The organism is Sulfitobacter brevis (assembly GCF_900112755.1).
Lineage (GTDB): Bacteria > Pseudomonadota > Alphaproteobacteria > Rhodobacterales > Rhodobacteraceae > Sulfitobacter > Sulfitobacter brevis.
Genome location: NZ_FOMW01000013.1, coordinates 75,364 through 89,497, shown reverse-complemented (window position 1 = coordinate 89,497; position 14,134 = coordinate 75,364). Strand labels below are relative to the sequence as shown.

8 protein-coding genes are annotated in these 14,134 nt (G+C 54.8%); 5 read left to right on the top strand and 3 right to left on the bottom strand.

Features of this window, described 5'->3' with window-relative positions; all coding sequences use genetic code 11:
* Positions 1–245, top strand: a 245-nt coding sequence (locus BM174_RS16540; protein WP_177209506.1) for an ATP-binding protein, incomplete at its 5' end; no start/stop codon positions are given.
* 24 nt (positions 246–269) lie between these two features.
* On the opposite strand, the gene BM174_RS16535 is transcribed toward BM174_RS16540, so the two are convergent.
* The 3 genes from BM174_RS16535 to BM174_RS16525 all read right to left on the bottom strand — a co-directional run bounded on the left by BM174_RS16535 (position 270) and on the right by BM174_RS16525 (position 3,709).
* Positions 270–500 carry a hypothetical protein gene (locus tag BM174_RS16535; RefSeq protein WP_093924968.1) on the bottom strand — a complete coding sequence of 77 codons (231 nt, stop codon included), beginning with the start codon at positions 498–500 and terminating at the stop codon, positions 270–272.
* A 144-nt stretch (positions 501–644) separates the two neighbouring features.
* Positions 645–3,206 (bottom strand): ATP-binding protein, encoded by a 2,562-nt coding sequence (locus tag BM174_RS16530; RefSeq protein WP_093924967.1) that lies wholly within the window; start codon positions 3,204–3,206, stop codon positions 645–647.
* A gap of 26 nt (positions 3,207–3,232) precedes the next feature.
* Positions 3,233–3,709 (bottom strand): putative pterin-binding protein, encoded by a 477-nt coding sequence (locus tag BM174_RS16525; RefSeq protein WP_093924966.1) that lies wholly within the window; start codon positions 3,707–3,709, stop codon positions 3,233–3,235.
* Between the two features lie 216 nt (positions 3,710–3,925).
* On the opposite strand from BM174_RS16525, the gene BM174_RS16520 reads away from it, so the two are divergent.
* The 4 genes from BM174_RS16520 (at position 3,926) to BM174_RS16505 (ending at position 14,076) form a co-directional block, all read left to right on the top strand.
* Complete coding sequence (locus BM174_RS16520) at positions 3,926–4,546, top strand: response regulator (RefSeq protein WP_093924965.1); 621 nt, start codon at positions 3,926–3,928, stop codon at positions 4,544–4,546.
* Positions 4,547–5,023: 477 nt separating this feature from the next.
* The gene (locus BM174_RS16515) at positions 5,024–5,536 is read left to right on the top strand and encodes a hypothetical protein (RefSeq protein ID WP_093924964.1); all 513 of its coding nucleotides are present in this window, start codon (positions 5,024–5,026) and stop codon (positions 5,534–5,536) included.
* Positions 5,537–5,592: 56 nt separating this feature from the next.
* Positions 5,593–8,235: a beta strand repeat-containing protein gene (locus BM174_RS16510; protein WP_093924963.1), complete on the top strand. Its 2,643-nt coding sequence runs from the start codon at positions 5,593–5,595 to the stop codon at positions 8,233–8,235.
* A gap of 87 nt (positions 8,236–8,322) precedes the next feature.
* The gene (locus BM174_RS16505; protein WP_093924962.1) at positions 8,323–14,076 is read left to right on the top strand and encodes a DUF11 domain-containing protein; all 5,754 of its coding nucleotides are present in this window, start codon (positions 8,323–8,325) and stop codon (positions 14,074–14,076) included.
* Positions 14,077–14,134: the final 58 nt, after the last annotated feature.

Here is a 14,134-nt window from a genome sequence, read left to right as displayed (position 1 = left end):
ACCGTCTCAACGCCAGCCAGCGGCGCGACCTGATGGAGATCGTCGAAGACAGATATGAAGCCGGATCAACGCTGATCACCAGCCAATTGCCCATCGACGCCTGGCATGACGTGATCGGTGAACCTACCTTCGCAGATGCCATTCTCGACCGTCTCGTACACAACGCATATCGCGTCGAACTCGACGGCCAGAGCATGCGAAAAACCAAACTCAAAACAGGTGACGAAAGCGCCCAAAACGGTTAACTAAAAACTCAGGCCTCGCAGCCGCTAAACAAGGGCGGCCGGATACACCGGTTTAGGTGGCCGGATGTTGTCGGAATGACCGGCCGGATGCACCGGAATACGCACCATGAGAACGAAATGTTTGCTGCCATCGGCAAAATCCATTCGGATGGTTTCTTGTGGTACCATCACGGCTTCGATGGAGACGACGTCTGCAAAGGCGGGCAGCAGGGTCGCGATGCTGACAAAGCCGGCGGCGATAAAAGGTTTGAACATGATTACTCCAACAGGAAGGTCCAGAGGAGGGGCTCCTCTTTTTAAACATTCCGCTAATGGAATATAATTAGTCGGTAGCCGAAGCCTGTCAAAGCACCTTCACTCACGGGCGATAACGTATGGGTGCTCTATTGTAGCAAAGACCTACTGTAGGACCCGCTGGCGCAGCGCTGTCCGGGTCGCCGACCATACCGAAGTAACCCCGTCAATAAGAGTTCGGGCGCGGATTTCATCGTGGTTCTTGCACGCAGTTTCGATATTATGCAGCACATCATACAGACGGTCAGCTCCGAACATGCCGCACATCCCGGCAAGGGCATGCGACCTGACTTGCATATCTTCAATTGTTTTAGCGTCAACGAGCGCGGGGATATCAACGTCGACCCGTTGATACAGCTTGGCCAGCCGCTCGGACAGCTTTTCGCGTCCCAAGACATCCAGCAATTCCCGCACCTGTGCCTCGTTCAATACGGCACGTTGCGCTGCTTCGATCTGGGCGGCCTTGCTGGGCTGAAAGGAGGCAGTCTTAACAACAGGATGCAGGTCCATAAGTGCCGCGGCCAAGACTTTCATGTCCAATGGTTTTTGAATAAACCCGGTCATTCCTGCCGCCTTGAATTCAGCCCGCTCCTTTGGCAGAGCGTGGGCGGTTGCGGCGACGACATGGGTATCGCTGTTTGGTCCCTGACCGCTGCGGATCATCTGGGTGGCTTGGATGCCGTTCATATCCGGCATCGAAATATCCATCAGGATCGCATCAAATTTATGCTCCGTGGCAAACTGCACAGCTTCGATACCGCCCGCTGCCAACATAACATCATGCCCCATTCTATGTAACATCGCCTCAAGCAAGTCGCGGTTTATCCTGTTGTCGTCTGCCACCAGCAGGTTAAGGCGAAACGCACTTGCCGGTTGCGGCACGGGCAGGGGGGACGCCGCAAGATCGGTCTCGCTGGCGGGGATGGCGGGAATTTTGACGATAAAACGCGTCCCTGTGCCTACTACCGAGACGCAGTCGATCTCACCGTCCAGACCTTTGACCAAGCGCTGCACAATGCCCAAGCCCAACCCGGTACCGCCAGTTTGCCGTTCGTAACGGCTGTCCAGTGATACGAAGTCTTCAAATATTCTGGCGATCTCGTTCTCAGGAATTCCTGGGCCATCGTCAATTACTTCAAGGTGCAGCGCCGGATATTCTGCACCGTCCTGCGCCTCCTCGACAAAGGAGCGGAGGGTAACATTACCCGAGGGGCTGAATTTGATCGCATTGCTCAGAAGGTTAACGAGTATCTGTTGAATGGCGCGGGGGTCGGTGGTGATGACCCCACCCTCCAATTCTTCTTGGTTCAGATGCAGCTTGGTGCCTGATGTCGTCGCCAAGGGCTCCATCGTGCCAATAATGCCCGATGTTAGCATGCCGATATCGCAAGGTTTGCGCTGCTCGTCGTTGGTGCCAGTTTCACTGCGTTCGATCGCCAAGACATCGTTGATATGGCTTAACAAAATTTCACCGGAGGTGACGGCGGCATCATGGTAGCGCTGTTGTTCGGGGTCCAACCGCCCGTCGCCAAGCAGTTGCAAAGCAGAGAGCACACCGTTGAGCGGGGTGCGCATCTCATGGCTCATCATTGCAAAGAAACGCGATTTTTCACGGTAAGCCGCAAGCGCGTCGTCGCGAGCTTGGGTGATTTCGATCTCTTTGCGGCGCTTCTCGGTAATATCGCGGATATAGGTCACGAAGATCGGTCCCTCGCCGGAGCGCGCCAGCGAAACCGAGAATTCTACGGGGAACACGCGCCCGTTCTGATCGATCATCTCATATTCCCGGCGTTTAGCGTCTGCCGCGAATGCATTGTTATCGGATTGAAAGTTTTCCAGCAATTTGTGTTGCTTGCTTCGCAAGTTCGGCGGGATCAGCAGATCGATGTAGCTTTGCCCGACCGCTTTTTCCTTTGTAATGCGAAAGATATCCTCAGCAGAGCCGTTGAAGTCTTTCACCACGCCCTCACTATCGATAACGACGACCGCGTCGAGGGATGCCCGCAGCGTTGTCGAAAGTTGCAAGTGGTGAACCTGAGCTTCGGCGGAGGCACGGTTAAGCGAAGCGGTCTGCCGCATCAACCTTGCGATTGCGCCTAACAAGGCCAGGGCAATAATGAGCGCCACCAGTGCAAGGATTTCAGTGAGCTTTACGATGCGATTGCGTTCGGTCTCGGAGATTTCCGCAGCGATTGCGATGGACTGAAGTGCAATCGAACGCGGCAGGCTCTCGACGCTCTTCAATACCTGTGCGATCCTATCAAGTCCCGCAGAAAGAGTGGCATCCTTCGCGTCGATCAGGGCAAATTGGCCCTCCAAGGCTTCTCGCAGTTTTTGAATATCAGAGGCGACCGAGACGTGTTGTTCAAACTGTCCCGCGATCTCAACTCGGCTATAGAAGATATCAAATCGCTTGCGGAGGTCTTTAAGGTCCTCAGCCTTACCGGACCGTGCTTGATCCACCGCTCGATCAAGTTTTAGATATTCAATCTCAAGCTGGAAAAACACCCATTCGGTGTGGTCCTGGTGTGCGCGATCTAGCATGCGGATCTTGTCCCACACGCTATAGGAAAGGTAGCCTGCTGCAAGCATTCCCGCAGTCAGGCAGAGTGCCAGCAGTGCTTTGACCCATATCGGCGAGGTCGCGGATTCTGTTGTTTTTGACATCCGTCCCCCCGGGGCGTGTAGTGCTCTTATTCGATAGTGATGCGATCAAGCTGCCAGATAGACCGGCTATAGATGGTTTCCGTTTGATACTTTAAATCGCTGTCATAAGGGTAAACAATCCAAAGCGGCCCTTTGCCCCTGCGCGTCATTTCGTCACCGTTCATGTGATAGGCTATAATCGGGCCAGCGCGTGTCGCATCCTCAAAGGGGATCGTGATTGTGTAATCGTTAATGGCGGTCGCGTTGATGTCCCCATGCGTTACGGTGAGATGGTCCAGCAAGGTCTTGAGAGAGACCCCTGCGAATTCTTGCGGCCCTTCAGTCCAGATCGTTGTGGTTTCGAAAGACTGCTCGGGCAGGGCCTGAAGCTCGGCCAGCGTGAATTCTTGCTCCACACCGTTTGCAGCTACTCTGAGCACGGTGACGTCGTCTTGGGCCTGCGCATTTGTTGCGAGCGCGAGGATCAAGGCGAAAGCAGCAGACAGGGAATTTTTTAATCGCATGTAATTAGCCTTTTTTGTAGGTTGTAACACAATATTAACCCCTTTGCTGGTTTCTGCGAGTGAGCAGAAGAACAAACATGCTATACTAAAGTATAGGCCGTAGAGACGGTGAATAGTCAGGGGTGTTTCGGCGAAAATTTACTGTGAATTAGATTAAATCCGATCTAATTCGTCAGTGGATCGGTGGGGCGGCGAAATATAAAGTAAGGATAGAAAATGACTTTGCAGATTTTAATCGCGGATGACCACGATATGGTTCGCGAAACGATTGCGATGTTTCTGGACGCTGATGGCGACACGCAGACACAGGCCGCCTGCAACCTTCAAGAAGCGCTCACCAAGATTGCCGAGGACGGACCGTTCGATTTGGTGCTGCTCGATTATACCATGCCCGGCATGAAGGGTCTTGACGGGCTCAAACGGGTGATCGAGGCAAATGGTGGTAAACCTGTCGGATTGATTTCCGGCACCGCGACCCGGCTGATCGCCGAGCAGGCGCTGGAAATGGGTGCCATCGGCTTTCTTCCTAAAACATTGCCTGCCAAATCGCTGGTGAACGCAGTGAGATTTATGGCGGCGGGGGAGATCTATGCTCCTGTCAATTTCATGTCGGGCAAGGACAATCCGGAAGAAACCGATTTTGAGAAAAGCTTGTCGGATCGCGAGCGTCAGGTTTTGCGACGGTTGATGAGCGCGAAATCCAATAAGGAAATCGCGCGCGACCTTGAATTGCAGGAGGTCACGATCAAGCTGCACGTCAAAACGCTGTGTCGCAAACTCGAAGCCAAGAACCGCACAGATGCAGCGATGATTGCGCGGGATGCCGGATTCATTTGAGGCAGACTAACCGATGACCCTTTTCTGCAAGGCGTGGCGTTTAATGACGTTGCGCCTTTTTGCTTGGCAGCGCCTTACGTAACTCCGCGGAGCAACCAACAACTGAATTGATGCTCTGCTTTGCTGCCCAATTGGACGGTGCGCCTTATGCCTTTCGAAACCGATCGGCAAGGTCGCCACCCATCAGATTCGCAGAAATGGAATAAGCCGCAGTTTGCGCAGCTTGTAGGGCCGGTATTAGCGGCGCTGCCTTGTTTTCGTCGCTATTTGACATATCCGAAATGATAGAATTATCCCCGACAGATGTAGAGCGACCTATTCTTATGGATAGCGGAATGTCTTATATTTCAATAACTTAGTCCAAATCGCAAATGCTTCCTGAGATGTTTTCCCTGAATATGAGCGAATAGCGGCGCTTCCAATCTGCCGTTTGATGCAACCGCCGGCACGACCTCCGGCTTTCAAGGGAAAACATTGATGTTTACGCATGTCCCCCAAATATCCCGAGCTGTTATTGCCGGGATGGTACTCTCTATGGCCGGTTTATCGGCCTCGGCAGAAGCGCTTTCGAGTGATTTTTCTTTCCTCATCGTCGAGCAAAACGATGAGGGAAATGAAATCCTCGTTGAACGGAAGACCGTTCGCCCCGGTGAGATTATTCACTACCAGCTCAATCACGAAAATAAGACGGAGGAAGCGATGTCAGGCATCGTAATCGCCGCACCCGTCCCCGACGGCGTCTCCCTTAAAATCGGGAACGAGGCGACCTCCATACAGGCAATCTTCGAGGTTCAGGCAGAACTAGACCCACAGCATGAAGGCCTTGAATGGTCGACGCTTCCCGCTGTGCGCAAGGTCCTCGAAGCAGACGGCAGCTTGCGCGAAGAACCGCTGCCCGAGGAAGAAGTTGCGGCAGTCAGGTGGACCCTTTCCGAGCCTCTAAAGGCCGGCGAGTCCGCACAAAACAGCTACCGCGTCCGCGTTGACTGAACCGACCTTCCGCACCGGTTCACCTGAACCCACTATCCAAACAGAGGAAAAAAACTTTGACCTATCAATCCTTCTTTATGCGCTCCGCCAGCGCCGTGGCGGTTAGCTCCGTCATCGGGGCCGCAGTGTTCGCTGCCTCTCCGGAGGCCGGCTCTGTCATTGGTAACCAAGCCGTGGCAACCTATACAAATTCTGCTGGTGACACGATTACGGTAACCTCCAACACGGTCGAAACGATTGTGCAGCAGGTTGCCGGTGTCACCATGACGTCAGACAACACTGAAACGATCGCGCCAGGTGGTAAAGCTTTCCTGCCGCACATCATTACCAACGAAGGTAACGGGCCAGACAGCTTTGACCTGACGGCCGTAGAAAATAGCACCGGCACCCTCGACACGACGCAGTTGATCTTCTATCCGGATGCGAACCTTGATGGTGTCGCAGATAGCGCAACTCCGTTGACCTCGACCCCGACATTGGGCGCTGGCGAACAGTTCGGTGTGGTGATTGAGGCGACTGTGGCCTCCAGTGCTTCGGGCAGCGAGACCATCCTTGTAACCGCAGCCTCCACGCTAGATGGCGCCGAGACAGTCAGCAATACCGATACCCTGACAGTCTCCACCGGGGCGATTGTGGAATTGGTCAAATCGATGGTGGCGGATGCCGGCTCTGGCGGGAACACCGCGATTGTCGATGCAGGTGATACTGTTACAGTAACACTGACGTATTCCAGCACTGGTTTGACCAGCGCGGTCGACTACCTTGTCGAAGACGTTCTGGATGCAGATTTGATCTATGTGCCGGGTTCGGCTACCTGGTCGGACTCTGCTGGTGCGCTGGATGATGACAACGCCACGACAGTCGTTGACGGCACAAACGGTTCCAGCGAAACAATTATCTGGGACTACGATGACGCTCAGACAGTCAACTTCTTGCTGTCCGAAGTTCGCTCCGGCCGTTCCGGTCGTGTGACTTTTCAAGCGACCATCGCCTCCACAGCAAACGCAGGGATCATCCCCAACGTTGCAACCCAACAGATCGATGGCGACCCTAACTTCCCGCCATCCAACACCGCTTCGGTCCGCGTTGATAACCAGTATGCTGTAGCCATTGCTGATACAGCCATTAACGCTGACGGGTCACCAAACGCAGCAATCTTCTCCGCAACAGATGATGACACCAATAATGATGACATCGTAACCGAAAACAGCCAGGTTACCTACCAGGGCGGTACAATCCGACATGAGTTTGTTTTGACTAACCTGTCAAATCAGGCAGACAGCTTGGCCTTGCAAGTTTCCAATGTGGACTACCCTGCAGGTACGACGTTCCGGTTTGTTGGTGCTGATGGGGTTACCCCGATCATTGGCTCGGTTGGCCCCCTCGCGATTGGTGCGAGCGCCAAGGTGACTTTGATTGCGACACTTCCAACAAATGTAGTTCCAGTTGCGACGGCAGATTATACTGCAACAGTGACCACGACTTCTGACGGTTCTGGTGCGTCCGATACCTCGACAGCCGAATTTAACGGTGCTGTGCTGGCGTCTGCGGTAGATCTGGAAAATAACGTTGTTGGTTCCGAAGGTGACGGTGCGTTCCCACTCAACGGAGTTAACCCATGGGTGACCTACACCACTGATCCAGGCGAGCCGATTATCTATGACATGGTTGTAGAGAATAACGGTCCGGTATCCGACAGCTATAACCTGTCGTTGGATCAACCACTGCCTGCAGGCTGGACAGTAGTGTTCCTGCTCCCCGACGGCTCCGTTGCTACCAATACAGGTACGGTACCAGCCGGCGGCACCCAAGCGTTCCAAGTCGTCATCACGCCCTCTGATTTGGCACCTCCCGGCGACACGCTTATCGATATCGCCGTGCTGTCTGCTGTGTCGGGTCAAGGCGACCGGATCGTCAACCAAGTTACAGTGAGTGAGGTCTATGATGTCGAGATCATTGATGACCAAAGCGCGCAGGCATCGCCCGGTGGCATTGTCGACATGCTTCACACGATCACCAACTCCGGCAACGTTGATATCACTGAAGGTGCGATCAGCATAGGGGGCCTGACTAACTTCTCTGGCGCTCTGTTCTGGGATGCGAACGCCAACGGAGTAATCGATGCTGGCGAAACGGTCATCGATAACTTCGACGATCTGACTGACGGGGTTGCTGTTGGAACCGACGGTCTTGCTTCGGGAGACTCCATCTCGGTGATCTACCGTGTCCAGACACCATCCACGGCAACGCCAGGTGTGTCCGAAATCGGAACCATCACGCTGGCTTCATTGTTGAACGGTGTGGGTACTGATGCCGACACGACGAACAACGATGTGGAAGACCGTGTCACTATCATCTCAGGTGATATGACGCTGACCAAGCTGCAGTACGTAGATCCTCTTTGTACTGGAGCAGTAGGTACCTTCACCAAGAACCGTCAGAATGTCGAACCAGGGCAGTGTATCCGTTACCGCATTGTTGCTGAAAACACCGGCACATCTACCGCCAATAACGTTACCATCTCTGACGCGGCACCTGCCTACACAGCGGTAACCAACTGCTTCGCGGCCTGTGCTGAAGCTGTTACCCCACCCACCGCTACAGCCACGATAACCGGTACCGGTATCTCGAGCGCACACGGCTCGGTGATCCCAGGTGAGTTCGCCACACTAGAGTTCACTGTTCAAGTGGACGAATAAGCGAACTAAGGCGCCCCCGACACCTCCCCTGATTGGGGGCGCCCCATAACTTCTTCCAAAACATTTTGTCCCTTAAGGAGTAGGCTGATGCGCAGTTTTCTTCACAATGTGGGCATTAGCGCAGTTAAACTGGCCGGAATGGTCGCGCTGATGTTTGCACTTGCCGCCCAGCCCTTGATGGCTACTCCGGCTCCTGGCGGGGTTGTAATCCGTAATATCGCCGAGACGACATACTACAATACGGCGCTTGGTTTTGTTGAGACGGTTTTTTCGAACGCTGTTGAAGCCGAGGTCGCGATTGTCCCTGCTGTCGAGATCAACGGGACCTCTGATCTTTTGCTGACCCGTGGTGCCTTTGCCCAATATTATTTCAATGTGCTTAATACAGGTAACGTCTCGCTTCAGTTGCTAATGTCTATAGAAGACACTCTTGGCGCCGCATTAACCACAGGCGGTCGGTTTGTTTTTGATTTGAATGGCAACGGCATCATCGATGGCGCCGAAGGCGATATGGACATAACCGGGCCGTTCTCCATCGAAGCAGGCGCGCGTCTGCAGCTCATCTATGAGTTCCGCGTCTCCATCGACGCGACGCCCGGCGACACGATGAGTTCTGCTCTCGTTGTGACCGCGACCGTGGAAGGTGGTGAACCCGTTGTGGTGCGCGTAACCGGAAGCGCTCTGGGTCTCACACGAATCGTTTCTAGCGCGCTTGAGCTGGAAAAGCAGCAGATGATTAGCGAAACCGATAGCGGCGTCCGCATCACTTACATGCTGCATTTGCGCAATAACTCCGAAGGCAATGTTTCTGCTTACAACGAAATCGAAGGCCAAGCACTGCGCATTGACGGGGCTGTCCGCTCTGGTGTTCTGCTGCGAGATAAAATTCCATTGAATACAGTCTTCTACGGGATTTCCGAGACTGCGGGCCTTGTGCCTTTATACCACCTGCGCGGGCAGCCAGACTATAGCTTTCAATCCTCGCAGCCAGTTCGGATTGAGGAGATTGATGCAGTCGCCTTTTTCAAGGATGGCGACTACCCGGTTGGACGCTCGAGCGATCCGTCGTTTCAAGTTAACATTCCGCGTGAATTGGGAAATGTAACGGTCTTCAACACAGCCGAGGCCTATTTAGACGAGGCAGAATTCTCCGCAAAGGTCGCATCCAACACCACAATTTACACGCGGGATGAAACACTGACTGGCACGTTGATCTTTGTGGACCCTGAAACCGGCGAAGAGCAGGAATTCGGCCATCCCGATACCGATAGTCGCCTGCGGCTGACTGCGGCTGGCTGCAACCTCACGCGCGACATTGACCGGACAAACGTGACAGTACGCAGCTTTCTTACGGGCGATGTGGAAACCATTGTCGCTATAGAAACCGCTGCAAATTCGGGAATATTTATCACCACCGCCTTGCCTTTGGTGCGGATGGATATGCCGTTGCCTGGTGATGGGGTCATGGCGACTAATCAGGGAGACAGATTGTTTGGCTCTGCCGTTTGCGCCGGCACACTTCTTGAGGACGACCTTGCTATCAACCCCGGTAACTTCTTGTTTAACTCGATCTCTAACGCGCCAATCGGTGGTGTAACCATCGCTTTAATCGATGTTGTCACAGGCACTGAACAAGAGCGCACTTTGACGGATGATAGAGGCTTTTTTACCTTTCTCTCGGCACCCGCTGGTCGCTACCGCTATGAGGTGGTTAATGCACCAGCGTGGAACCACCCTTCGGTTCGGTTGAGTTTCGTGGGCTTTGGGCGACAGGTAACTGAGGCTGGATATGGGGCGGATTTCGGCCATGGTGGTGGTCCGGTTTTTGTCTCGGATATTCCTGTCGACCCGCATTACGGCGCGCCCCTTTCTCTCCTGAAAACGGCTGATCGCACCAGCGTCGGAAACGGTGAGTTTGTCGTTTATACGCTGACGTTCGGCAACAACATGGACCAAGGGCTGGTAAATGCCGAAGTTTTGGACCGTGCTCCCTATGGGGTAACCTATGTGCCAGGTTCGGCTGCGCTTAATGGAGAACCGCTGGCCGATCCGGCAATGGATGGTAGTGGCGACATGACCTATTATCTTGGGGATCTAGAGCCGCTGTCCACGCATGAATTGAGCTACGTCATGCATTTTACAGCCGCCGCCCGTGAAGGGCGGAACGAGAACACCGCCCTGCTTTCCGGCCGCCAGGCAGGCACGGGAACGCCGCGCCAGTCTGCCCCAGCCCGTGCGGTTGTGCAATTGACCAATGCAGGTGGGGTTTTTGCTCGCGAAGGCACTGTCATCGGCTCGGTCTTTATGGACTGTGATGGCGATGGCATACGTGGCAATTTGTCGGAACCGGGCGTTCCGGGCGTGCGCATCATCACGCAAGAAGGTCTCTCCGTCGTTACGGATATCGATGGCAAATACTCCCTGTTTGGCCTGCGCCCGGTCACCCATGCATTTTTGGTCCAAAGTGAAACGCTGCCGGTCAACACACAGGTTGCTGTGACTCGTACCAATGACCTGCGCGGCGGTGGGTCGCGACTAGTGCCGTTGAAACGCGGTGAGTTGCGTGCCGAACATTTTGCTGTCGCAGCCTGCTCGCCGGAAGCATTCAAAGAGATCGCTGATCGCCGTGCAATATTCGAAGGGCGCGATAATCGTGAATCCCTGACTGCCGCCGATCTGCCGATGGCAGGGCAGCGCAGACCAAATCGATCGTCGCGAGATGAAGCCGGGATTGCAACGACGGCACAGGTGACCCCCGCGATGATCGCCAAGCGCCGCGCGGAGCTGGAGGAGGCGGAGACCTTGGCTGAAAAAGCCGAGCTTGCCGCGCAACGTCAAACACTGGGAAACCTAATTAAGAGCATTGATGCCGCACCTGGGTTCATTGACTTCGAGGATGGCCAGACTGTGACCCGGCGCGCCCAGAATATACGGGTAAAGGGACCAGCGGACCAAACCTTGTCATTGCTGCTGAATGGTGTGGAGCTTGGGCCAGAACGGGTAGGCGAGCGAACAAATCTGGCCGCAAAAAACGTGCAAGCGGCTGAGTTTGTCGCTGTTAACCTGTCCGCCGGTCAGAATCGGCTCACGTTAGTCGGTAAAGACGGTTTTGGCATTGAGCGTATGCGCAAGGAAATCACCCTGATCGCGCCTGGTAAACCTGCCAAGCTAGAGCTGATCCTGCCAAAGACCGCCTCTGCAAACCCTGTTTCGGTTGTGCCCGTGGTTGTGCGGGTTTTGGACGCACGCGGGTTGCCGGTGCCAGCCTCGGGGACAGTTACCCTGCGCGCGCAACGTTCGGGCTGGGATGTGACGGATATCCGGACCGGGACGCCTGGCGTGCAGGCCTATCTCGATAATGGGGAAGCGACTTTCGGCTTGATCCCGCCGCAAGTCTCCGGTCCGGACCGTATTACAGTCTCAGGTGCATTTGGATCGGTAGAGGCGACTATCACCTTCACACCCGATCTTAACGAGCGCATCATTATCGGTGTAATCGAGGGGGCTATCGCACTTGGCGACGGCACTTCGACCGGCGCTGTGTTGGAGCCCGACCGTCTGAATTCCTTTGAAAATACAATCACAGGGCTGCGCGGAGAGCTTTATCTGAAGGGCGTCATCCGTGGAGATGCACTGTTGACCCTGCGCTACAGCTCTGACCGAGATACCGAAGATCGGCTGTTCCGAGATATTCGGGGCGATGAGAATTACCCCGTCTATGGCGATAATTCGGAACGTGGTGCTGACGCGCAATCGTCGACAAATCTGTTCGTCAAAGTTGAGAAGGGCAGGTCCTATGTGCTCTACGGCGATATTGCGATCGAGCCGGAATCCACGGCCTTTAAACTTGGTGGTCAGCGCCGTGTGGCCACGGGTGCCAAGGCACATTGGGAAAACGACAAGGTATCTGTCACTGTCTTCGGGGCCCGCACCGCTCAAGAACAGATGACCCAAGAAATTCGCGGTCGCGGCGTGTCGGGGCCCTATGATCTTGACCTTGGAGGCTATGTCGAAGGCTCAGAACGGGTGGAAATTCTGGTCCGTGACGAAGAAGGTGATGATATCCTTTCCGCCACGCCAATGCGCCGTGGCACCGATTATATTCTAGACTTTTTCCGCAACACGATCACTTTCGACGCGCCAGTCCGGCAGTTCGATGCGGATGGCAACCCGGTTTCAATCAGGGTCACTTATGAAACTGAGCAAGAGGGCGCAGAGCGATATGGGCTCTATGGCGGCGAAGTCAACTATGCGCTGGGCGATCAGACTACAATTGGCGCACGTGCAGTGCATGCGGACGCACCGATCGGCAGCCCTGCTCGGGAACGTTTACAGTCCGGCTATATCCGTCACGAGGACGCGCTAGGGGGTATCTGGGAAGCGGAAGCCGCACGATCGGAGGATAATGTGGGCGTTGTCGATGGCGCTGCAAGACTATCCTATGACATCCAGAACACTACCGACCGTTTTTCCATCGAGTTGATCCACACAGGGAAAAATTTCCTAACCCATGGTGGATTGGCGCGCGCTGGAACAGACCAGCTCCGACTGACTTATGCGCATAAAATCGACCGGAAAAGTGATATCGTTATCGGGGCGGAGTATGTTCGGGACCGGAATGACGGCTCAAGACGTCTGACTATGGATGCGCTTTATTCACGGCAGTTTAACAAGCACTTTCGCGGTGACATTGGGGTTGAGGTCCGCAATACGCGGATCGCTGGCGAGACGGACACTGAGAATTCCCTGCTCCTCGGCGCACATTGGACCCCGAAGGGGCGTCCCGACACCGTTATCAAGGCACGGCTGCGCTATCCTATTGGCGGAGCTGACCGGCCAGCAGAACTTACATTGAGGACGTACCGTGAGCCGACAAATGGCTGGCGCTCCTACAACGAAGTCGAGCTGACAATTAATGATGGTGCAGTTTTGTCGCGGGCTCGTATCGGTTTTTCGTATAACCTCAACGAGTGGCTGAGCGGCCGCACCGAGATGACACGCGGCATTGGTGAAACCGATACTGTCTACAACCAGGGCATGTCCGCCACTTGGCAGGTTAATAAAGTAACTTCGTTCAGTTTTGACATAGAACATGCGCGGCGGATGGAATCGGGCGAGCATGACCTGACAAGCGTCGCCGTCGGAGCAAAGTGGGGGACAGCCGACGGCGACTGGGTGGGGGATGCGGACTTTGACACGACCTTCGAGGACACCGGACGCACCCACTATGCAAGTTTCGGCCTCGCGGGACGATTAACACCGGATCTTACCTTCTTGGGACGTAGCCGGATTGCCATTGATCGACGGAATGGCGCCGACGACCGACGGGTCAGAACCCGCGCCGGTTTGGCATATCGGCCGATCAGTAACCCTCGCTTCGAAGCCTTGGCGTGGTACGAACACCGCCTTGAAGAGCAACAAAATCGCTCGGAGACACATATGTGGTCCGTCGATGCTTCCTATGAGATCAACCAGGATCTGCGGGTGAACGGGAAATATGCGGGACAGGTTCAGGAGATCAGCCTGACGAATGGCGTTGGTACAAAAGCGACGACGCAGCTTCTTCAGGCCGGTGTAAACTACGAGTTCAGCGATGACCGTTTCGAGTTGGGCGTGAATGCGGCGCGGCTGTGGGACAATTTGGGAAATGCGACCAATGGGTTGGGCGCTGAATTTGGCTTCTCGCCGCGACGGGGGACCTTGTTGGCGATTGGCTACAATCGTGCAGAAGGGCAGGTCGCCGGCCAAAGTGCCCTTTATCAAGAAGGACTCTACCTGAGATTTAAGCTGCTGCTCGACAACTCGTTGTGGGACCAGCTTGACGGATTTCTTGGCAACTGACGGAAGCGCCTATTGCCAGGAAAGAGCCACGCCCTATGCGCATCTACGGCGTGGCTCG